This is a genomic window from Actinomycetota bacterium, assembly GCA_035765775.1.
Taxonomy (GTDB): domain Bacteria; phylum Actinomycetota; class CADDZG01; order JAHWKV01; family JAOPZY01; genus DASTWV01.
In genome coordinates this window covers 11781-32859 of the sequence record DASTWV010000005.1, presented here as the reverse complement: position 1 = coordinate 32859, position 21079 = coordinate 11781, and the positions used below count along the sequence as shown (strand labels likewise).

General features: G+C 71.2%; 19 protein-coding genes. 16 read left to right on the top strand and 3 right to left on the bottom strand.

Annotated features, from left to right (window positions below):
- The 3 genes from VFW71_01060 to VFW71_01050 all read right to left on the bottom strand — a co-directional run.
- On the bottom strand, positions 1–570 hold a 570-nt coding region (locus tag VFW71_01060), incomplete at its 3' end, for a glycosyltransferase (protein HEU5001355.1).
- Positions 571–703: 133 nt separating this feature from the next.
- Positions 704–2062, bottom strand: coding sequence for a pilus assembly protein TadG-related protein (locus VFW71_01055; GenBank protein ID HEU5001354.1), 1359 nt, complete (start codon positions 2060–2062; stop codon positions 704–706).
- Positions 2062–2694, bottom strand: coding sequence for a TadE/TadG family type IV pilus assembly protein (locus VFW71_01050; protein ID HEU5001353.1), 633 nt, complete (start codon positions 2692–2694; stop codon positions 2062–2064). The genes VFW71_01055 and VFW71_01050 overlap by 1 nt, the downstream gene beginning before the upstream one ends.
- A gap of 280 nt (positions 2695–2974) precedes the next feature.
- On the opposite strand from VFW71_01050, the gene prcB reads away from it, so the two are divergent.
- The 16 genes from prcB to VFW71_00970 all read left to right on the top strand — a co-directional run bounded on the left by prcB (position 2975) and on the right by VFW71_00970 (position 21062).
- Positions 2975–3850, top strand: coding sequence for a proteasome subunit beta (prcB, locus tag VFW71_01045; protein HEU5001352.1), 876 nt, complete (start codon positions 2975–2977; stop codon positions 3848–3850).
- A 3-nt stretch (positions 3851–3853) separates the two neighbouring features.
- Positions 3854–4582, top strand: a complete 729-nt coding sequence (gene prcA, locus VFW71_01040; protein HEU5001351.1) for a proteasome subunit alpha — start codon at positions 3854–3856, stop codon at positions 4580–4582.
- Between the two features lie 80 nt (positions 4583–4662).
- Positions 4663–6015, top strand: coding sequence for a Pup--protein ligase (pafA, locus tag VFW71_01035; protein ID HEU5001350.1), 1353 nt, complete (start codon positions 4663–4665; stop codon positions 6013–6015).
- 53 nt (positions 6016–6068) lie between these two features.
- Positions 6069–7886 (top strand): sensor domain-containing diguanylate cyclase, encoded by a 1818-nt coding sequence (locus VFW71_01030; GenBank protein ID HEU5001349.1) that lies wholly within the window; start codon positions 6069–6071, stop codon positions 7884–7886.
- 74 nt (positions 7887–7960) lie between these two features.
- On the top strand, positions 7961–9070 hold the full coding sequence (locus VFW71_01025) for a DUF3866 family protein (protein HEU5001348.1): 1110 nt from the start codon (positions 7961–7963) through the stop codon (positions 9068–9070).
- Entirely contained in the window at positions 9067–10062 is a 996-nt protein-coding gene (locus VFW71_01020; GenBank protein ID HEU5001347.1) for a WYL domain-containing protein, read from the top strand. The genes VFW71_01025 and VFW71_01020 overlap by 4 nt, the downstream gene beginning before the upstream one ends.
- Before the next feature lie 31 nt (positions 10063–10093).
- Positions 10094–11026, top strand: a complete 933-nt coding sequence (locus VFW71_01015) for a WYL domain-containing protein (GenBank protein ID HEU5001346.1) — start codon at positions 10094–10096, stop codon at positions 11024–11026.
- Between the two features lie 171 nt (positions 11027–11197).
- Entirely contained in the window at positions 11198–13315 is a 2118-nt protein-coding gene (locus VFW71_01010; GenBank protein ID HEU5001345.1) for a hypothetical protein, read from the top strand.
- Between the two features lie 162 nt (positions 13316–13477).
- Positions 13478–14440 carry a peptidoglycan-binding protein gene (locus VFW71_01005; protein ID HEU5001344.1) on the top strand — a complete coding sequence of 321 codons (963 nt, stop codon included), beginning with the start codon at positions 13478–13480 and terminating at the stop codon, positions 14438–14440.
- A 586-nt stretch (positions 14441–15026) separates the two neighbouring features.
- Positions 15027–15428 (top strand): hypothetical protein, encoded by a 402-nt coding sequence (locus tag VFW71_01000; GenBank protein ID HEU5001343.1) that lies wholly within the window; start codon positions 15027–15029, stop codon positions 15426–15428.
- 171 nt (positions 15429–15599) lie between these two features.
- On the top strand, positions 15600–16070 hold the full coding sequence (locus VFW71_00995) for a MarR family winged helix-turn-helix transcriptional regulator (GenBank protein HEU5001342.1): 471 nt from the start codon (positions 15600–15602) through the stop codon (positions 16068–16070).
- Positions 16067–16336 carry a hypothetical protein gene (locus VFW71_00990; GenBank protein HEU5001341.1) on the top strand — a complete coding sequence of 90 codons (270 nt, stop codon included), beginning with the start codon at positions 16067–16069 and terminating at the stop codon, positions 16334–16336. Before VFW71_00995 ends, VFW71_00990 begins: the two co-directional genes overlap by 4 nt.
- Positions 16337–16345: 9 nt before the next feature.
- Positions 16346–16621, top strand: a complete 276-nt coding sequence (locus tag VFW71_00985) for a twin-arginine translocase TatA/TatE family subunit (GenBank protein ID HEU5001340.1) — start codon at positions 16346–16348, stop codon at positions 16619–16621.
- A gap of 52 nt (positions 16622–16673) precedes the next feature.
- Positions 16674–17390, top strand: a complete 717-nt coding sequence (tatC, locus tag VFW71_00980) for a twin-arginine translocase subunit TatC (GenBank protein HEU5001339.1) — start codon at positions 16674–16676, stop codon at positions 17388–17390.
- A gap of 100 nt (positions 17391–17490) precedes the next feature.
- The gene (locus tag VFW71_00975) at positions 17491–18216 is read left to right on the top strand and encodes a hypothetical protein (protein ID HEU5001338.1); all 726 of its coding nucleotides are present in this window, start codon (positions 17491–17493) and stop codon (positions 18214–18216) included.
- A gap of 74 nt (positions 18217–18290) precedes the next feature.
- Complete coding sequence (locus VFW71_00970; GenBank protein ID HEU5001337.1) at positions 18291–21062, top strand: DEAD/DEAH box helicase; 2772 nt, start codon at positions 18291–18293, stop codon at positions 21060–21062.
- The last annotated feature ends 17 nt before the right edge of the window (positions 21063–21079 follow it).

Here is a 21079-nt window from a genome sequence, read left to right as displayed (position 1 = left end):
GAACCGATCCGGGAACTGCGCAATCAGTCCCTCCGACAACGCGCTCGCCATGGTCAAGATCTCGGTGAGGATGTCGTCGAAGGCGGCGATGTCGTCGTCCCACTCGTCGTTCAGCCGGGCCAGGAGCTCCCGCTTGGTAAGTGCCAGGTGCTGTCCGAGCAGGTCGCGCACGTCGTCCAGGGGCCAGTTCTCGGGGTTGGCGCCGGCCAGCAGCTCGGCAAGGGCGTCGGCGTTGGCGTCCCAGCGTGCCAGCTCGGCGAGGGCGGCGTCCTCGTCGTCATCCAGCGACGCGGCGACGATGCCGACCGCAATCATGATGTGGTCCTTCAAGAGGGTGGTGAGAGCGGCGCCCGCCTCCTCGCCGTAGAAGGGCACCACGGCGTTGCCGATGTCCTCTTGGTTGCGCAGCAGGCGCCCGGCGGCCGCCTCGGCGTCCGGACTGCCCGCCACAGCCGCCACGATGTACTGGCGGGTCCAGAGGACATGGTCGATCCAGAGGCGGGCGAGGGCAGCACGAAGGGATGACTCGGGTACGGTTGCCGGTGGTGCAGTGCGTAGGGCGGTGACCATGGGTTGCCTCCTCAAGGTCCGTCGGTTGCCTGCTTGGCTGTTCTATCGACTGCTGGCCTTTATTTTAGAAGGCACGGCCCAAAATGGCAAGGGCCTGCGTTCGATAGAACAGGCGCAGCTCAGACTGCCGACGTCAGCCCTCGAGCTCGATGGCGCCCAGCGGGGCGTTCTGGGCGATGGTGAAGCTGATGGCCAGGTTCCCGTTGCCCGACGTGGATGCCGTGTTGGCGATGATCATCGAGTTCAGCGTGCTGGTCTGAGCGCCGTTCCCGGTCAGCGCCAGCGCCTCGCCCTTGGTGTAGACCGTGCCCGTCAACAACGTGCCGCCGTTGCCGTTGAGGCTGGACGAGGTGGCGTTGTTGCGGTCGGCGAAGATCGCCAGCCCCTGGAAGGGCCCGGAGGCGGGGGGCGTGATGCCGGTGGCCCCGTTGCCGGTGATGGAGAAGGAGGCCCCGGACTGCCCGGCGGTGCACGGCGCGGGATAGGCGGAGCAGGCGAAGTACAGGGTCACGCCGTTGGCGGTCAGTGCGCCGCCGCCGGAGAAGCTCATCGAGTGCGTGATGATGTAGGTGCCCGGCGCCATCGTGAGCGACGCACTCCCCTGGGCGGAGATGTTCTGGTAGATGCCCGGGGTGATCGACGCCGCGCTGCTCCCGCTCAGGTTCACATCCGGCTGCACCGCCGTCGGGCACACCCCGGGACCAGCCGCCGGGCAGGGAAGGAGTGCCGCCAGAGGGTCGGGGACCGGGGGTGCCAGCACCGGCGTCGGCGAGTAGCGCCCGTTGCCCGTGGTGCGGAAGCCGTCGGGAGCCGACGGGCCGCCGATCTTGTCGGCGACCACGCTGGAGAAGCCGATCACACTGGCTGCGTCCGAGGCTCCGGAGTTGTCCAGCAGCGCGGCGCCGGTCACTTGCACCAGGGCGGTGCCGTTGGCCTTGAAGGCCGGGTTGGCCACGAAGCTGAGCACGCACAGGGCGCACGGGGGCGCGGTGATGATGTCCGCGGTCGCTGCGGCGGCGACCGGGATGCTGGCGACGCCGAGCACGGCGCCGAAACTGGTGGGCACGTGCAGGAGGGGTAGGCGGACCCGCAGCTTGGTGGGGGAGGTGACCGAGTCCGAGGAGATGCACGCATCCGCATGGGCGGAGTCGGGCTGGTAGGGGAGCGCCCCGGGGTCGGCGCACCCGTTCCACATCGAGGCGTTGATGCGGAAGTTGGCGTCGGCGTACATCTCCACGTCGGAGATGACCTGGGTCCAGCTGGTGAACTGGAGCAGGTCCTGGGCGCCGGAGAGCGCGGCGGCATTCGCCCCGGTCTGGGCGGCGACCACGTACTGCCGGGCACGGCCGAGGTCAATCCCGAGTCCGGCCATGCCGAGGAGCGCGACCAGGAGCGCGGCCACCACGATGGACACCGCGCCCCGGTCGTCACCGAGGGCGCGCCCCGCCCGGGCGGCGATGCCACCCACGATCCGGGATGCGATCCGGTGCACTACGAGCTGGGGTTCTGCGCCGTGCACCATGCCCACCCCCCGCCGGACGAGTCCGCCTCGTAGCCCTGGGTCTCGATGTTGGGCGATGCCTGCTCGATGCGGATGGTGGTCTTAGAGCGGAGGTAGTGGCCCGACAGTGCCGTGCCCAGGGCCCCGGTAGCGGAGGTGACGGGTGCCTCGGCGCACACCGTCAGCCCGCCGCCCATCTGCCAGGACGCACCGGGCGTCTGCAGCGTGGGGTCGCTGATCAGGATGTCGATGCGCACGCTGGACTGGCTGAGGCCGACCTGATTCTTGGTGACGCACATGAGCGACTGGAGGTCCGCCGAAGGGGCCGAGCCGCCGCCGGTGAAGGTGAGCGGGCAGGACACCCCGGTGCCGAAGTTCGCCACGCTGCCCGCCCGGGCCCCGGCCCAGACGCCCTGGCGCATGCCGCTCCAGTTGTTGTAGACGCTGGCGAAGTCGATGACGCCCATGGCCAGGATGACGAGGACCGGTGCCACCATGGCGAACTCGACCGCCGCCGCGCCCCGGTCGGAGCCCGCCCGCCGCCCGGCGGCAGCCAGCCACCGGGGGAGCCGGATCGTACGTCCGGGTAGTACCGCTGCCGTACCCCGCTGCCTTCGCCACATTGCACAGTTCCCCTGACCCACCTCGAAAAGTGCCGCTTACGGGTTCTCTCACCTGAAATGTCGACTCCCCAGGGGATCCGGAATATGGCCCGGCGGCGCGGTCTTTCGTTCACCCGTCTCCCGCTCGGGAGCCGGAACGGGCTCCTCCAAGTGCCCGGGGCCACGATGCCCTCGCTGGCCCTGGGGCAGTCCCCCGCGGCCGGTGAGGACCCCTCTCGGCCTAACCCGGACGGGGGGCCGCCAAGAGGAACGGCTCGGAAACCGGCTTAGAATGCGCGCCATGGTGTCTGACCTGCCCTTCGAGCGCGCGCCCGCCGCCGGCTTCGAGCCGGGCTCGTTCGCCGACCTGCTGCGCCGGGTGCGCCCCGCCGCGGTCCCCCTCCCGGTGGAGCTGCCCGCGGGTAGCGACCTCGCCGACCGGGCACCGCACGGCACCACCATCCTGGCCCTGCGCTACGGGGTCGGGGTGGTGATCGCCGGCGACCGGCGGGCGACCGAGGGCTACAGCATCGCCCACCGCTCCATTGAGAAGGTCTTCCCGACCGACGAGTCGTCGGCGGTGGCCATCGCCGGAGCCGCGGGCCCGGCGATCGAGATGGTGCGCGTCTTCCAGACCGAGCTGGAGCACTACGAGAAGATCGAGGGCGAGCGCCTCACGCTGGAGGGCCGGGCGAACAAGCTCTCGCAGTTCCTGCGCGCCAACCTGCCGATGGCCATGCAGGGGATGGTGGTGGTGCCGCTGTTCGTCGGCTACGACCCCGCCCGCGGGCTGGGCCGCATCTTCAAGTACGACGTCACCGGGGGGCGCTACGAGGAGAGCGACTACTACGCCACCGGCAGCGGCGGCCGGGACGCCCGGGCCACCATCAAGAAGCGCTACCGGCCCGACCTCACCCGGAACGAGGCGGTGAAGGTGGCCCTCGAGGCACTTTTCGACGCCTCGGAGGAGGACGTCGCCACCGGCGGTCCCGACGTCCTGCGCAAGATCTACCCCAACATCGCCGCCATCTCGGCAGCGGGGGTCACCGAGATCGATGACGGCACCATCGCGGCGCTGTTCGACGACCTGTTGGCCGAGCGCACCGCCGCCGGCCGAATCAACCCCCGGGAGACCGTGCCCGGGAGCCCCGAATCGATGGCGGCGGACGAGAGCTGAGCCATGGGCCTGCCCTTCTACGTCTCCCCCGAGCAATTCATGAAGGACAAGTCCGACTACGCCCGGAAGGGCATCTCCCGGGGCAAGTCGGTGCTGGCGCTGGACTACGCCGGGGGCATCCTGTTCGTGGCCGAGAACCCGTCCTCGACGCTCCACAAGATCTCCGAGATCTACGACCGCATCGCCTTCGCCGCGGTGGGCAAGTTCAACGAGTTCGAGACCCTGCGCATGCACGGGGTGCGCCAGGCCGACATCCGGGGCTACTCCTACTCCCGGGAGGACGTCTCGGCCCGGGCGCTGGCCAACAGCTATTCGCAGGTGCTCGGCCAGATCTTCACCGCCGAACTGAAGCCCTTCGAGGTGGAGATCTTGGTGGCCCAGGTGGGCACCGACGGCGGGCCCAACGAGCTGTACCACATCCTCTACGACGGCTCGGTGGCCGACGAGTCCGGGTTCGTGGCCATGGGGGGCCAGGCCGAGGCGCTCACCGAGTACATCCGCCGGACGTTCCAGCCCGGCGCCAGCCTGGCGGACGCCCTGCGCACCGGCGCGACCGCGTTGGCCGAGATCGAGAAGCGCGAGATCCCGGCCTCCAACCTCGAGGTGGCGGCCCTGGACCGTTCCCGGGAGCGCCGCAAGTTCCGCCGCTTCTCCAAGCCCGAGCTGAGCCAGCTGCTCGCCCCAGCAGATCCCGGGCCCGGACCCGGAGGCGAGCCCGACGCCGCCTCGTAGGGGTCGCCTCCGGGTCCGGCCTCGGGTCGAGACTCAGGTGGCGGCTCGGGTCAGCGCTGACGGCCGCCGATACTAGAACCATGGACCGGCGCATCTTCGGGTTGGAGAACGAGTACGGCGTCACGTGCACCTTCCGGGGCCAGCGCCGCCTGTCGCCCGACGAGGTGGCCCGCTACCTGTTCCGCCGGGTGGTCTCCTGGGGCCGCTCCTCCAACGTGTTCCTGGAGAACGGCGCCCGCCTGTACCTGGACGTCGGGTCCCACCCGGAGTACGCCACCCCGGAGTGCGATGAGATCCGCCAGCTGGTGGCCCACGACAAGGCGGGGGAGCGGATCCTGGAGTCGCTGGTGAACTCGGCCGAGGCCCGCCTGCGGGAGGAGGGCATCGCCGGGCAGGTCTACCTGTTCAAGAACAACACCGACTCCGCCGGCAACTCCTACGGCTGCCACGAGAACTACCTCGTCAGCCGCTACGGCGAGTTCGGCAAGCTGGCCGAGGTCCTGATCCCGTTCTTCGTCACCCGGCAGATCTTCACCGGGGCGGGCAAGGTGCTGCAGACCGCCCGGGGCGCCATCTACTGCATCTCGCAGCGGGCCGAGCACATCTGGGAGGGCGTCTCGTCGGCCACCACCCGCTCGCGCCCCATCATCAACACCCGGGACGAGCCGCACGCCGACGCCGAGAAATACCGCCGGCTGCACGTCATCGTGGGCGACTCCAACATGAGCGAGTACACGACCTGGATCAAGGTCGCCACCACGGCGGTGCTGCTGCGGATGCTGGAGGAGGGCACCGTGATGCGCGACCTCAGCCTGGAGAACCCGATCCGGGCCATCCGCGAGATCTCCCACGACCTAACCTGCCAGCGCAAGGTCCGCCTCGCCAACGGGCGGGAGGCCTCAGCGATCGAGCTGCAGTGGGAGTACCTCTCCCGGGCGGCGAAGTACGTCGAGCGCCGGGACGACCCCGAGATGAAGGAGACCGTGCGGGCCTGGGAGGAGTGCCTGGTGGCGCTGGAGAACGACTTCCTCGCCCTCGACCGCAAGATCGACTGGGTGATCAAGTACCGGATGCTGGAGCAGTACCGGGAGAGGCGGGCGATGACCCTGGGCAACCCGAAGGTGGCCCTGATGGATCTCGTCTACCACGACGTGAGCCGCCGGCGGGGCCTCTACTACCTGCTGGAGCGCAATGGCCTCGTCGACCGCTACGTCAGCGAGGAGGACGTGCGCCTGGCGATGCACGAGGCACCGCAGACCACCCGGGCGCGGCTGCGGGGCGAGTTCATCCGGGCGGCCAAGCGCCGGCGGCGGGACTACACCGTGGACTGGGTGCACCTGAAGCTGAACGACCAGGCACAGCGCACGGTGCTCTGCAAGGACCCCTTCAAGTACACCGACGAACGGGTGGCCAAGCTGATCGCCTGGCTGTAGCGAACCCGCCTGTAGAGATCCCGACTGTAGAGATCCCGCTCGAGGTCCCCGCGATGCCCGACGAACTCCCCGACGCCTTCTTCCAGGCCATGGTGCACGCCGCTCCGGTGGGCTTCCTGGCGGCGCGCCCGGGAGGCGCGCTCGTGTTCGCCAGCCGGGGGTGCGAGGCGATGCTGGGGTGGGCGCCCGGCTCCCTGGCCGGCCACCTCCTGGCGGAGGTGCTGGACCTGGCGCCCGACGTGCTGGAGGCCGCCGCCGCGCCCGAGCGGCGTACGCCCGACATGGCGTCGGGGCTGGCCCTGACCGCCCGCCGGCGGGACGGCACCGCGCTCCACGTGGACGTGAGCTTGAGCCGGATCGAGGCTCCCGGGGAGGTGCTGGTCATGGCAGCCCTCCGGGACGCCACCGCCCGGCGGCGGATGGAGCGCGAGCTGCAGGCCAGCGAGCTGCGCTTCCGGACCACCGTGGACGACCTGGCCATCAGCCTGTCGATCTTCAGCGCCATCCGGGATGCGGGCGGGCGCATCGCCGACTTCCGCTGGGAGTACGCCAACCGGGCGGCGAGCGCAATCACCGGGTACCCGGCGGAGCGCCTGGTGGGGCGGTCCCTGCTGGACGTGCTGCCCCATCACGGCCCGAGCGGGGTGTTCGACCTCTACCGCCGGGTCGTAGAAACCGGCGAGCCCTACCTGAACGCCGACCTGTCCTACGAGGACGTGTGGGGCGACGGCGTGCTCCGGCGGCGGGCCTTCGACGTACGGGCGACCAAGCTGGGGGATGGCTTCGTGGTGGTCTCGCGGGACATCACCGCCCTTCGTGAACAGGAGGGAGCCATCGAGCGCCAGCGGGTGGAGCTGCACCGTTCCTACGCCGAGATCCGCCTGCTCAACGAGCTCTCCGCGTTCCTGCACGGGTGCTTCACCGAGGCCGAGGCGTACCCCATCGCCGCCGGCTGCGCCGCCCGGCTGTTCCCCGGGCTCAGCGGGGGCATCTCCCTGACCCTGCCCTCCCGGGAGCTGGTGGAGTCGGCGGCGACCTGGGGCGAGATCCCTCCCGGGGAGCTGGTGTTCGCACCGAGCGAATGCTGGGCACTGCGCCTGGGTCACCATCACCTGTCCGGCCCGGGCGAGCCCCGGTGCGCCCACCTGCGGGGATCGACGGCGAGGTGGGCCCTGTGCGTGCCGATGATCGGCCAGGGCGACTCGATCGGCGTCTTCCACGTGCTCTCCGGCGCACCCGGAGCTGAGGCAGAAGCGGGGCTCCCGGACGGCGGGCTTCCGGAGGCAGTGGTGCAGCTCGCCCTGACGGTGGCCGGGCAGGTGTCGATGTCGACGGCGAACCTCCGGCTGCGCGACACCCTGCGCTCCTGGTCGATCCGGGACCCCTTGACCGGCCTGTACAACCGCCGGTTCATGGAGGAGACCCTGAACCGGGAACTGCATGTCGGGTTGCGCAGCGGCGCGCCGGTGGCGGTGCTGCAAGTGGACATCGACCACTTCAAGGCCTACAACGACACCTACGGTCACGAGGCCGGCGACGCCGTGATGCGGGCGGTGGCCGAGGCGATGCAGGAGCTGTTCCGAGCCTCGGACGTGGCGTGCCGCTACGGCGGCGAGGAGTTCACCGTGATCCTGCCCGGGTGCCCGCTGCCGGTGGCCTGCGCCCGGGCGGACGCACTCCGGGGCCGCATCGCGGGGCTGCGTCTCGCCCACGGCCGGGCGGCCCTGCCGGCGCCGACGGTGTCGTGCGGGGTGGCGGTCTCCCCCGAGCACGGCACGACACCCCAGGCCCTGGTACGGGCGGCGGACGATGCCCTGTACGCCGCCAAGGCGGCGGGCCGGGACTGCGTGGTGAGTGCAGGAGCGAGCTGAGCCTGAGCTCTGACGACGTTACCAGTGCGCAGAGCATTGTAGACATATGCTTTGTCGATCCGTAGAATGGTGCCGTGCCCCATTTCGCCACCGGAGAGGTCGTCACCGTCCTGAGTCAGCGAGCCGGGGTCTGCCGCCTGCTGGTGCGGCTCGGGGGCGAGGACCGGCCCGCCACCGCCTTCACCCAGGCCAGCGGGCCGGTGCAGCCGGGCGACCGGGTGGTGCTCAACACCACCGCCGTCGACCTGGGCCTCGGCACCGGGGGCGAGGACTTCGTGGTGTGGAACCTGGCCCACGACACCAGCGGGGAGCTCTCCGGCGGGCACATCCTCAAGCTGCGCTACACGCCCTGGCAGACCGACGCTCTCCTGGTCGAGGCCCCCGAGAGCCCGCACCACGCCATCCTGGAGGAGGCCGCCTCGCTCGGCGGGATGCCGGTGGTGGCATGCGGGGTGCACTCGCACCTGGCGGCCGTGGCGGCCACACTGAAGGCCCGCCACCCGTCGTGCCGGCTCGCCTACCTGATGACCGACGGCGCCGCCCTGCCGCTGGGGCACAGCGACCTGGTGGCCTCGCTGGTGGGCGGGGGGCTGATCGACGTCACCCTCACCGCCGGCCACGCCTTCGGGGGCGACCTGGAATGCGTGAACGTCTTCAGCGGCCTGGCCGCCGCCCGCCGGGTGGCGCACGCCGATGTGACCCTTGTCGCCCCGGGGCCGGGCATCGTCGGCACCGACACCACCCTGGGGCATACCGGCATGGAGGTGGGGCTGACCCTCACCGCCGCCGCCGCGCTCGGGGGTGAGCCGATCGCCAGCCTGCGCATCAGCGCCGCCGACCCCCGCGAGCGCCACCGGGGGGTGAGCCACCACACGGTGAGCGCCCTGCGCTACGCCACGCCCATCCGGAGCCGGATCGCCGTGCCGGTCCTGGAGCAACCGCTGCGCGCAGCGGTCTGGGACCGCCTGCAAGCCGAGGGCATCGTCGAGCGCCACGACGTCACCGAGGTGGACGCCGCCCAGACGCTGGAGGCACTCGCCGCCGCCGGCCTGCAGCCGCACAGCATGGGCCGGTCGGTGGCCGACGATGCCCCGTTCCACCTCGCCGCCGGGGCCGCTGCCCTGCTGGCCGCGGGCCTCCTGGCCCGCCGGGCCCCCCGCGGCAGCGGGCCCACCGTAGCGTGAACACCCGCAAGGCCGAGCGCCTGCTGAACCTCATCGTCTGCCTGCTGGAGGCGGAGCAGCCCGTGACCGCCCAGCGGCTGCAGGACACCATCCCGGGCTACACCGACCAGACCGAGGAGGCCTTCCGCCGCATGTTCGAGCGGGACAAGGAGGCGCTGCGCGAGGTGGGCATCCCGCTGGACCGGGCGCCGGTGATCGTCGAGGGCGAGCCGGGGGAGGGCTACCGCATCCCCAAGGAGCGCTACTACCTTCCCGACCTGGAGCTGTCGCCCGAGGAGGTGGCCGCCCTGTGGCTGGCCGCCGGCCTGGTGCGCCTGCAGGACCCCGCCGACGCCCGCGTAGCCCTGCTGAAACTGGCCGGCGACCTGCCCCCCGACCTGGACCGCACCCGGCTGTCGTGGCTGAGCGCCGACCTCGGCCTCCAGGTCCCCGGCCTGGCCCGCGCCTTCGAGGCCGTGGCGGACCGGCGCCGGGTCAGCTTCCCGTACCCGGGGCGGGCCGGGCCGGCCGTGCGGACCATCGAGCCCTACGGGCTGGTGCACCGCAAGGGGGCGTGGTACCTCGTCGGCCACGATCTGGACCGGGGTGCCCGGCGGTCGTTCCGCCTGGACCGCATCGCCGGGGAGATCCGCTTCCCGATCGGCGCCGCCGGCCGGCCGGATTTCGCAGCCCCCGAAGGCTTCCGGCCCGAGGAGGCCCTCGAGCTGCCCCCGTTCGTCGGCCGGGCCGCCCCGCCCGGAGATGCCGGCGAGGGCGCCACCACCGAGGCGACGGTGGCCTTCGACCCGTCGACCGCCTGGTGGGTGGAGCGCACCCACCCCTGGCTGCGCCTCGAGAGCGACGGCGCCGGTGGGCGAGCCACCGCCCGGGTGCCGGTGGTGGAGGAGTCCGGCTTCCTGTCGTGGGTGCTGTCGCTCGGGGAAGGCGTCGAGCTGCTCGGCCCGGCCCCCCTGCGCGCCGCCCTGCGCGCCCGCCTCGAGGAACTCTGTTGATGGAGGCCTGGTAGAGATGGAGGCCTGGTAGATGGAAGCGGTCGAGACCCGGTTCCGGCGCCTGCTGACCCTCGTGCCCTTCGTGATCGGTCGGCCCGGGGTATCGGTGCGGGAGGTGTGCGCCCGGTTCGCCATCACCCGCAGCCAGCTGCTGGCGGACCTCAACTTGCTGTTCGTGTGCGGGCTGCCCGGCTACGGGCCGGGCGACCTCATCGAGGCCTTCGTGGACGGCAACCAGGTGTGGATCCGCCTGGCCGACTACTTCGCCCGGCCCCTGCGCCTCACCCCGGCCGAGGGGCTGCTGCTGTACTCGGGCGCCCGGGCGCTGGCGGCTGCCGGGGCAGGCGACGAGGCACTCGACCGGGCGGTGCAGCGCCTGGAGGAGGCGCTCGGCCCCGATGTGCTGTCCCGGGTCAGTGTGGCCCTGGAGGGGGCGGGCGAGCTGGCGGCGGTGCGCCAGGCGCTGGTGGCCCATCGCCGGCTCCACCTCGTCTACTACGCCCATTCCAAAGACGAGACCACCGAACGGGATGTCGACCCGTGGGCGGTGTTCCTCTCCGGCGGGCACTGGTATCTCGTCGGCTGGTGCCACCGGGTGAGCGACGAGCGGATCTTCCGGGTGGACCGCATCCGCTCGGCTACCGTCCTCGACGAGGCGGCCGAGGTCCCGGCCGACGTCGACCTCTCCCGCTACGACGACGTGTACGTGCAGGGGGCCGCCGACATGGCAGTGGTCATCGACCTCGCCCCCGAAGCCGCCGGCTGGGTGGCCGAGTCCTACCCGCTGCAGTCCCGGGAGGTGCTTCCCGACGGGTGGGTCCGGGTGCACCTGAGCGCCGGCGGCACCGCCTGGCTGGAGAAGCTGCTCCTGCGTCTGGGGCGCCAGGCGCGGGTGGTGGAGCCCGCCGAGCTGGGCGAGCGCACCCGGGCGCTGGCCCGCCAACTGCTGGAGCGCTATCGCTGACAGCCCGTGGGCGGGCTCCCCCGGGCGGGGGAGTTTTTTACGGGTGCTAGCACCCCATACTAAAGACTCGTATAGCCACCCTTGAGGCCCACCGAGCGTTGTATCAGGCTCTGTGGTTGTGGACGGTTCCGTCCCTTTCCCCAACGCCCGCCCGGGCTCAGAGGAGGCGCTATGGCTACGGTGATCCAGCCAGGTGATGCGAAGGCGATCCTGCCGCACCCCATCCCCATCCCCATCCCCATCCCGATCCTGCCCCCGGCGCCGCAGCCCAGCATCATGCAACTTCCCTCGCCGACCCTCGGTGGGGCGGTGGGATGCGACTTCCGCCCCGGCCAGAACCGGCTGCTGTTCGTGGAGTTCAGCGGGAATCTCTCCCGGATGGACCTGTTCCCGGCGGCGTCGGTCATCGCCAGCGGGACCACGGTGCTGAAGGGCACCTTCACCTTCGACCTCGACAGCGGAGCCGAGGGCGGGGTGAGCGCCGAAGCCGACATCTGGTGGGAGCAGATGACCACCACTGCCCGGCAGATGACCCCGCAGAACGGGGCGGGCATCCTCAACCTGGGCAGCGTGGACTTCACCGCCCTGAGCGCATCGGGCCTGCAGAAGCTGCCCTTCGGCTCCGCCCCCATCCCGGGCAACCCCGACCCGACCAACAAGCTGGTGAACGGCGACGTGTTCGCGGTGCGGACCACCAAGGGCAACCTCGCCAAGGTGCAGGTGGTCGCCTACGGCTACGACATGACCATCACGTGGGTCACCTACCGGCTGAGCCCGATGTACGCCGTGCTGGGGACCGGCTACAACCAACCCGAGGACGTCAAGGCCAGCGCCGATGGCGTCCACGCCTACGTCACCGAGCGCAGCGGGGACCTGGTGCGGCTGGACCTGTCCAACGCCAACCGGGCGGCGGCCACCGTGGTCGCCTCGGGCATGACCGCCCCCCAGCAACTCTTCCTGGACGAAGCCACCAAGACGGCGTACACCGTGGAGTACGCGCCCAGCGGGCGCCTGTGGCGCATCGACCTGCTGACCGGCACCAAGACCGCAGTCCTCAGCGGGCTGCAGAACGCCGTGGGTCTCACCCTCAGCGCCGACCGCCAGTTCGCCTACATCAGCGAGCAGACCACCGGCCCCGACAGCGGCCGCGTGAGCCGCTTCCGGCTCAGCACCGGACAGCGCGTGGGCCTGGCCACCGGCCTCACCGCCCCGTTCTTCCTCACCTGGGCCGACGCTGCCCAGACGTCCCTGTACTGCCCCGAGCGCGACCCGGCCAACCTCCTGGCCACCATCAATGCGGCGTCCGGCGGCAGCGCGGTGGCCGCCACTGGGCTCGCCTTCCGGCCGTCGAGTGTGGCCGTCGTCAGCCCGGGCTTCCTCCTGGTGTGCTGCAACGCGGTGATCGACGAGGTGCTGCTGGCGGCGTCCGGCCTGCAGCCCAACGGGCCGCTGCTGGAGAGCATCGGCTTCGTGCCCTTCGACTGGGTCACCGCCGGAGGGCTGGCGGACACCACCGGGCACGACCCGAGCTACTTCTACCAGGTGCACAACGCCCCCTTCGGCGGCTCGCTGCCGGTGATGGTGAACTTCCTGCGCGCCGGGCTGGACGGGGCGGCCTTCTACCAGGTGAAGGTGGACGGGGCGGTGCGCACCGACGTCTTCCACACCGCCAAGTGGGACGGCACCGAGTACGCGCCCGCGACCTTCGCCACCCAATCGGTCAACGGTCACGCCGGCTACTACCCGGTGCCGACCATCGCCGACCTCATGCTGTACATCCAGCCGCTGCCCGGCTGTTACCTCGACTCGACCACGCTGAGCAGCGGGACCACCCACCAGATCACCGTCGACTTCGTGGATGTGAACGGCAACGCGGTGGAATCGGCCACGCCGCTGGCGGTCTACGTGGACAACAACCCGTGCACCGCATCGCTGGCGCAGGCGGCCATCGGGGCCAACGCCGCCACCACCGCGTGCGGGTACCTGCAGTACGCCCCGGCGTCCAAGGCGACCGATCACGTGACCATTGCCTATGCCGCCGGGCACCCCCAGGGCTTTGCCAAGTGGGTCTTCTCGCTCACGAAGGCGGGGAGCCAGGTGTCCTCGACCGGATGGCTGCCGGTCCCGTCTGGAGCGCCCTACGACAACACCGTGGCGGGCCTGTTGGGCGCCTGCACCGTGGCCGCCTTCGCCGCCAACCTCTACGTGCTGGCGACGGCGCAGACCGGCTGGGGGCGCTGCAGCCAGTACGACCGCTCCCTCGAGGAGGCGTTCGCCCTAGCCCCATAGCGCCATAGGTTGCGGGGACGCGGACGAGTGGGGGCGCCTGGCGGGGCGCCCTCTCTCGCGCCGCCGCCCCGTAACGCGGCGAAGCGGGGAGGCGGCGTGAATCGTCCGAACCTGGGAGGGTTGGTGTGATCGAAGGCCGGGCGCACGGAAAGGAGGGCCACCATGGCCCCGGTACTCCTCCAGAACGGCTCCAGCGGCGACCAGGTGCGCCAGCTCCAGCAGGCGCTCCTGGCGGCCGGTTACGACCCCACCGGGGTGGACGGCGTGTACGGGCCGGGGACGGAGACCGCCGTCCGCCGGTTCCAGGGCGAGCGCGGGCTGGATGCGGACGGCATCGTCGGCCCCCGGACCTGGGAGGCGTTGACGTCCATCGGGGGCGCGGCGGACGGGTCACCCGCAGGTGGCCTCCTGCGCCCGGGCTCCAGCGGCGCCCGGGTCCGCCAGCTCCAGCAGGCGCTCCTGGCGGCCGGCTACGACCCCGCCGGGGTGGACGGCGTGTACGGGCCGGGGACGGAGACCGCCGTCCGCCGGTTCCAGGGCGAGCGCGGGCTGGATGCCGACGGCATCGTCGGCCCCCGGACCTGGGAGGCGTTGACCTCCACCGGGGGCGCGGCGGACGGGGGCGCCGGTATCCCCACACCGGGAGGGGGACCCCCTTCGGAAGGAGGGCTCAGCACCCGGGGCGCGGAATTCATCGCCCGCCACGAAGGCTGCCGCCTGCAGCTCTACAACGACCCGGTGGGCCACTGCACCATCGGCGTGGGGCACCTCGTCCACCACGGCCCGTGCAGCGGCTCCGAGCCGGCCGAGTTCCTCGCCGGGATCTCCCGCGAGCGCGCCTTCGAGTTGCTCCAGGCGGATGCGGCGTCGGCGGCACGGGCGGTCCTGGGGGCGGTCAGCGTCTCGCTGGGCCAGCACGAGCTCGATGCCCTGATCAGCTTCACCTTCAATGTCGGCGGCGGCGCCTTCCAGGGGTCGACGTTGGTGAAGAAGCTCAACGCCGGCCAGCGGGGTGAGGTGCCCGGCGAGCTGGCCCGGTGGACCAAGGCCAGCGGCAAAGAGCTGCCCGGCCTGGTCACCCGGCGTACCGCCGAGGGTCGCCTGTTTTCCGCGGGCGAGTACTGACCCGCAGAACCGGCCGGCCCCAAGCATGAGCGAGGGCATGTGTCCGCCCGTGCATGGCAGCCAAGCCTCGCACTGGCTGGAGTGATTCCCCAGGAGAGATCTTCGACCAGAACCAGCGTGAATTCACGGCCGGTTGCCCGGGCGGCCATGAAGTGGTGGCCCGACACGCAAGGCATGGTCGACGACCCGGTGGCCGGCCAGGCGAACACGGTTGCGGGGGCCCCCGCTCATGCCTTGGGCGGTCCCGTAGCCACTGCTTCATGGACACCTCCCGGCCTCCCTCGCCCGGGGGTGTCCATGGCCCGAACGGACTATCTTTGCCTGGCCCCCGGACGGCCAGATGGGCAATTCAACCGGTAGTCCGGTGCCCGGGGCGCCCGGGTGGCCCGGGTTGTCCATCCCAGCCACTCCACAGCGCGCGGACGGGCCATCCCGAGATGGCACTGCCAACGTAGGAACGGAATAGCCCGGGTGAACTAGGCACATTTCCTGACGTCCATTTCGCTCAAACCCGGACGCACGGTGCCGATGTAGGAACCATCAGCGAACCTAGTCCAAGCGAAGCGGAAGCGAGGGGAGGGGCACCATGGTCATCATCAAGACGACGTGTCCGACGTGTGGCGAGGTGGACCTCACCGCAGACCGGGTCGAGCTCCGGATCGCCATCGGTGGCGCCGGCAGCTCCTACGCCTTCGACTGCCCCCGCTGCTGCGAGCGGATCCGCAAGCCCGCCGACAGCCGGGTGGTCCAGCTCCTGATCTCCGGCGGCGTCGCCCCCGAGATCGAGCCCGCCGCCAAGGCCCCGGCCGTCGCTGCCCAGACCGGCTCCGAAACGGCTTCCCAAGCTGCTGCAGCCGCCAAGGCCCAGCACCCGTCGCGGGCAGCCCGACCGGCCGCCCCGCCGATCAGCTACGACGACCTGCTCGAGTTCCACCGGGAGCTCGAGGCCGGAGTCCTGGAATCGTTCCTCCGCAGCGCCGCCGCCTAGCCCGACCCCAGTCCCTGCATCGCCCCCCACTGAGCGGCCACGACCTCCGGGTCGGGCCGCTCAGCCGCGTCCGGGGGCCCATTCCGTGATACCGTCACGGATATAGGTGATACCAGCACGCAACTTCGGTGATGCCATCACGTAATCCCCCGGGACCGGCCGAGGAGGGCGATGTACCGGCACCCCACACTCGGCCAGCGACTCGGCCACCTCCGGGTAGCCCTGGACGACGCCTTCCAGCAGTCCAGCCGCGCCCTGGGGCTCACGCCGCAGCAGGCCGAGCTGCTGAGCGCTGCGCTCACCGGGCCCACCGTCGGCGATCTCGCCGCCGCCCTGCGCTGCGACAGGTCCAATGTCAGCCGGCTGGTGGACCGGGCGACCGCCCACGGCCTGGTGGCCCGGCGGACGCCCGGCGCCGACGGCCGGGTGACGATCGTCGAGCTGACGCCCGAGGGCCGCCGCCTGGCAGACCTGTTTGTCGAGGACCTCGACCGCCGCACCCGCTCGCTCTTCGAAGGTTGGCCCCAGAAGCGCCAGGAGGCAGCGGGCGGCATCCTGGGGGAGATCACCGCCGAGCTGGAACGCTCGTGTGGCCCCCGGGAAGCAGCCCCGCAGCAGGTGGCTCATAAAATGAGGCCGTGAACCTCGCCGGCGGCGTGGTGGCGGCGGCCCTCGTGGCCGCGGTCGCCATCCTCGCCTTCCTCCTCGCCCGCACGCTGGGCGGCCTCCGCACCCTCAAGCGGAGCCTCGACGCCTTCCGGGGCGAGGCCGAACCGGCCGCCCGGGAGATCCTGCGCCTCGCCGAGCAGGCCGCGAGCCGGGCGGAGGGCCTCTCGGCCGGCATCGCCCGGGTCCAGGCGGCCGCCACCGGTAAGCCCGCGGGGCCGTCTCGCCCGCCCGGTTCGTAGACCGCCGGCATGCTCAACTTCGGCCCCATCAAGATCCTGTTCACCGCCGTCGCGGCTCTGCTCATCCTGGGCCCGAAGAAGATCCCGGACGCGGTCAAGGGGGTCACCCGCGCCCTGGGTGAGCTGCGCAAGGCCAGCAAGTCGGTGACCGAGGAGCTCAAGTCGGGGCTCGAGCTGGACGACGAGGCGAGCGCCGGGCCGCCGCCGGTCAAGACCAAGGCCTCGCCCAAAGGGCCCCGTGCCCTGCCACCCGCTGAGGAGCGGCGCCCTGGCCCTCGCGCCTGAGCCCACCCCCGGGCCCCTGAGGCCGAAGCCGGTCCCGCCCCCCGATGGCGGGATGACGATCATCGAGCACCTCGATGAGCTCCGGACGCGCCTGATCCGCATGCTGATCGCCTATGGCGTCTGCTTGGTGATCGCCTGGTTCCTCTACAACCCGATCGTGAGCTTCCTCACGCTCCCGCTGGGCCACCTGCACGGCGTGGCACCCCTCATCCGCCACGGGCGCCGCCTGATCGTGACCTCCCCGGTGGACCCGCTCTTCATCCGGGTGAAGGTGGTGGCCTTCGCAGCCCTTGCCCTGGCCCTGCCCGTGGTCCTGTGGCAGGCCTGGCGCTTCGTGGCACCAGGCCTGTACGCCAAGGAGAAGCGCTACGCCATCCCGTTCGTCGGCGCCGCTGTCCTACTCTTCGCCGCCGGGGTGGGCCTCGCGCTGGTGACCATGCCCGCCGCCCTGGGGCTGCTCACCAACTTCTCCGGGTCCAAGATCCAGCTGCTGCCGGATGCCAACGAATATTTCTCCTTCGTCATCGTGCTGATCGGGGCCTTCGGGATCACCTTCGAGTTCCCGTTGGTGCTGGTGTCGCTCAGCCTGGTGGGGATCCTGTCCAGCAAACGGCTGCGGCGCTGGCGGCGACCGGCTTGGGTGGTGCTGCTTGTCTTCGCCGGCTTCCTGACCCCGTCGCAGGACCCCATCACCCAGGTGCTGCTCGCCGTCCCGCTGGCCGTCCTCTACGAGCTCACCATCTGGATCACCCGCCTGCTCAAGCACTGAGGTGGTGGCTGCCCTGCCCGCCGCCTGCCCGCGACTCTGCCCGTGATCCGCCGCGGGCCGCCGCTGCCCCGCAGCCCGAGCAGGTAGACTCCCGCCCGGTATGCCGAAGAAGAACGCCCCCGCCCGGCCGCCCGTCAAGGCGAAGAGCGCTCTTCCCGCCCCCCGGATGGCCCCGAAACGGGTCCACATCCCCTGGCACCGCCACACATGGGTGCGGATCGTCGGGCTGCTCGTCGTGGTGGCACTGGTCATTGTCGGCGCCCTGCAGGTGCACTCCTTCTGGAAGCACCACACCACCACCAGCCACAGCAAGGCCCAGGTCAAGACCTTCGATGCCCAGTTCCAGTCCGAGCTGAGCCCCATCGGCACCTTCCTCACGCAGGCGCAGAACTCCCCGCCGCAGTATGCGGGGGGGCTCATGACCCAAGCGAACTACGTGTCGCAGACCGCCCAGTGGTACACGACCATGGAGACGCTCAGCAAGCAGCTGAACGCAGCCAAGGTGCCCCCCATCCTGGCCAAGGCGAAGGCGGAGCTGATCCAGGGCGTCCAGGTGTTCATCGACGCCATCAACCAGTTCTCGCTCGCCGGGACGACCACCGACAAGAACATCGCCGCCCAGCTGGTGCAGCTCGGCACGAACACCGTGACCCACGCCGAGACCGTATTCAGCGACGGGGCGCAGGAGGAGGCCATCGTGGTGCACGCCTTCGGCCTGCCGCTGCCCTCGGGCGAGACCCCTGCGGTCCTGCAGTCGCCGCCGGCCGCCCCGCCGGAGACCACGACGGTCTCCCCGGCGTCGCCGTCGCCCAGCGCCTCGCCCTAGCCGTACCGGAGACCCGCTCCGCGGGAGGGTACTGTGGGGGTCGAGGGCCCGCGTCCAACGCCCGCGGCACGTCGATGATCAGCGATCCGCTCCGCCAGCCCCCTGAGGGACCGGCACCCCTTCCCGGGCGGCCGTCTGAAAACTCCTCGGGGAGCCTAGACGCTGCCGAATTCGCCGCCCAGTATCCCTTCGAGCTCGACGACTTCCAGGTCGAGGCCCTCGAGGCCCTGGGGCGGATGGAATCGGTGCTGGTCGCCGCGCCCACTGGCTCGGGCAAGACCGTGGTGGCCGAGTTCGCGCTCTGGCTGGCCCTTCGCGAGGGCCGCAAGGCCTTCTACACCACCCCGCTGAAGGCGCTGTCCAACCAGAAGTTCAACGACTTCGTCGCCCTGCACGGCGCCGGCAACGTGGGCCTGCTGACCGGCGACAACGCCATCAATCCCACGGCACCCATCGTGGTGATGACCACCGAGGTGCTGCGCAACATGATCTACGAGCGCTCCGAGCTGCTGGGTGCCCTGCGCTACGTCGTGCTGGACGAGGTCCACTACCTGCAGGACCCGTACCGGGGTGCGGTCTGGGAGGAGGTGATCATCCACCTCCCGCTCGACGTGGTCATCGTGTCGCTGTCGGCGACGGTGTCCAACGCCGAGGAGTTCGCCGACTGGATCCAGACCCTGCGCGGGCCGACCGCCCATGTCATCGAGGAGCGCCGGCCGGTGCGCCTCGAGGCCCACTACCTGCTGGAAGACCAACTGTTGCCGATGTTCGTCGCTGCCGGCGGAGGGGACGCGGGCGACGCGGAGGGGGCCGAACTGGTCCCCAACCCGGAAGTGCGCCGGCTGGAGTCGCGCTTCGAGACGCATCACCGCCGGCCCCGGGACCACCGCCACGGCCCCCGCCCCCGCCGGCACCGTCCGAGCCGCTCGGAGGTGGTCGACCTGCTCTCCGGCGAGGGGCTGCTGCCCGCCATCTACTTCATCTTCTCCCGCAAGGGCTGTGACGCGGCGGTGGCCCAGTGCATGCGGGACGGACTCCGGCTGACCGACGCCCCGGAGCGCAACCGGATCCGGGAGCTGGCCGAGCGGCGCTGCGCCCGCCTGAGTGACGAGGACCTCTCGGTCCTGGGCTATCACACGTGGTTGGAGGCGCTGCTGGCGGGCGTGGCCGCCCACCACGCCGGCCACGTGCCTGTGTTCAAGGAGACGGTGGAGGAGCTGTTCCAGGCCGGCCTGATCAAAGCGGTGTTCGCCACCGAGACCCTGTCGCTGGGCATCAACATGCCCGCCCGCACCGTGGTGATCGAGAGCCTCACCAAGTTCACCGGTGAGCGCCACGAGATGATGACCGCCGGGGAGTTCACGCAGCTCACCGGGCGGGCAGGGCGGCGGGGGATCGACGCCCTGGGCCATGCCGTCGTGCTGCGCCAGACCGACATCCCTTTCCAGCAGATCGCCGGCCTGGCCTCCACCCGGACCTACCCGCTGGTCAGCTCGTTCCAGCCCTCCTACAACATGGCTACCAACCTGGTGCGCAACTACTCGCAGACCCAGGCCGAGCACCTGCTCAACTCCTCGTTCGCCCAGTACCACGCCGACAAGGACGTGGTGGTGCTGGAGCGGCTCATCGAGCGCAACGAGGGCTTCCTCGAGTCCTACCGGGAGAAGATGCAGTGCGACCGGGGCGACTTCGCCGAGTACTGGCGGCTGCGGGAGCGGTCCGCCCGGCTGGAGCGCTCGCTGGCCCGCTGGCAGCAGACCGAGGGCCGGGAGCAGACCCGCAACACACTGGCCGCCGCCCGCCCGGGCCAGGTCTACGTCATCCCCACGGGCAAGATGCGGGGGCCAGTGGTCGTGGTGGGCGTCGAGCGCTCCAAGCGGGGCGAGCCCCGCCTGCTGGCCATCACGGCCCACCGCCGCCTCATCCGCCTGACCGCCGCCGACTTCCCCCACCCGCCCCGGCCCGCCGGCAACCTGCCGCTGTCGCCCGGCGAGCCGTCCCGTCCCAAGCCGCCCCAGGCGATCGACCAGGAGCTGCGCAAGCGGCTGGCCTCCGCCCTCGAAGGGCTGCACCTGCCCCCGGAGGCCGGGGAACCCGAGCCCCTCCCCGAGGAGCGGGAGGGCGGCGACCTCTCCCGCTTACGCTCCCAGGTCCTGTCCCACCCGTGCCAGCGCTGCCCGGACCTGGAGCTCCATGGCCAGTGGGCCGCCCGGGCCAGCCGGCTGGAGGCCGAGAACGAACAGCTCCGCAAGCGGGTGCGGGGCCGGTCCGAGACCATCTCGCGCAAGTTCCACCGGGTGCTGGAAGTGCTGGAGGACTTCGGCTACGTGTCCGGCTTCGAGCTGTCGGACAAGGGCTGGACGCTGGCCCACATCTACAACGAGGCGGACCTCCTGGTGGCCGAGACGCTGATGGGCGGGTGGCTGGACGGGCTCGACCCGGGCGAGCTGGCTGCCCTGGTCTCCACCTTCGTCTTTGAGAGCCGGGGTCCCTTCGAGGTGGTGGGTTCCCTGCCCACCGCCGCCTCCCGGCGGGCCTACGCCCTCATCACCCGGCAGTACGAGAAGATCCGCCGCCGGGAGCGCCGGGCCGGGCTGGAGCTGACCCGGGGGACCGAGGCGGGCTTTGCCGAGATCATGTACCGCTGGTGCGGGGGGGTGTCCCTGGAGGAGGTCCTGACCGAGGAGGGCTTGACCGCGGGCGACTTCATCCGCACCTGCAAGCAGACCATCGACCTGCTGCGCCAGCTCCGGGACGCCGCCGGCAGCCCCGAGCTCGCCGCTGCCCTCGGGAAGGCGGTGGACGGCCTGAACCGGGGCGTGGTGGCCCTGGCGGGGGCGATCTGAGGGGGCAGCTTCTGGTT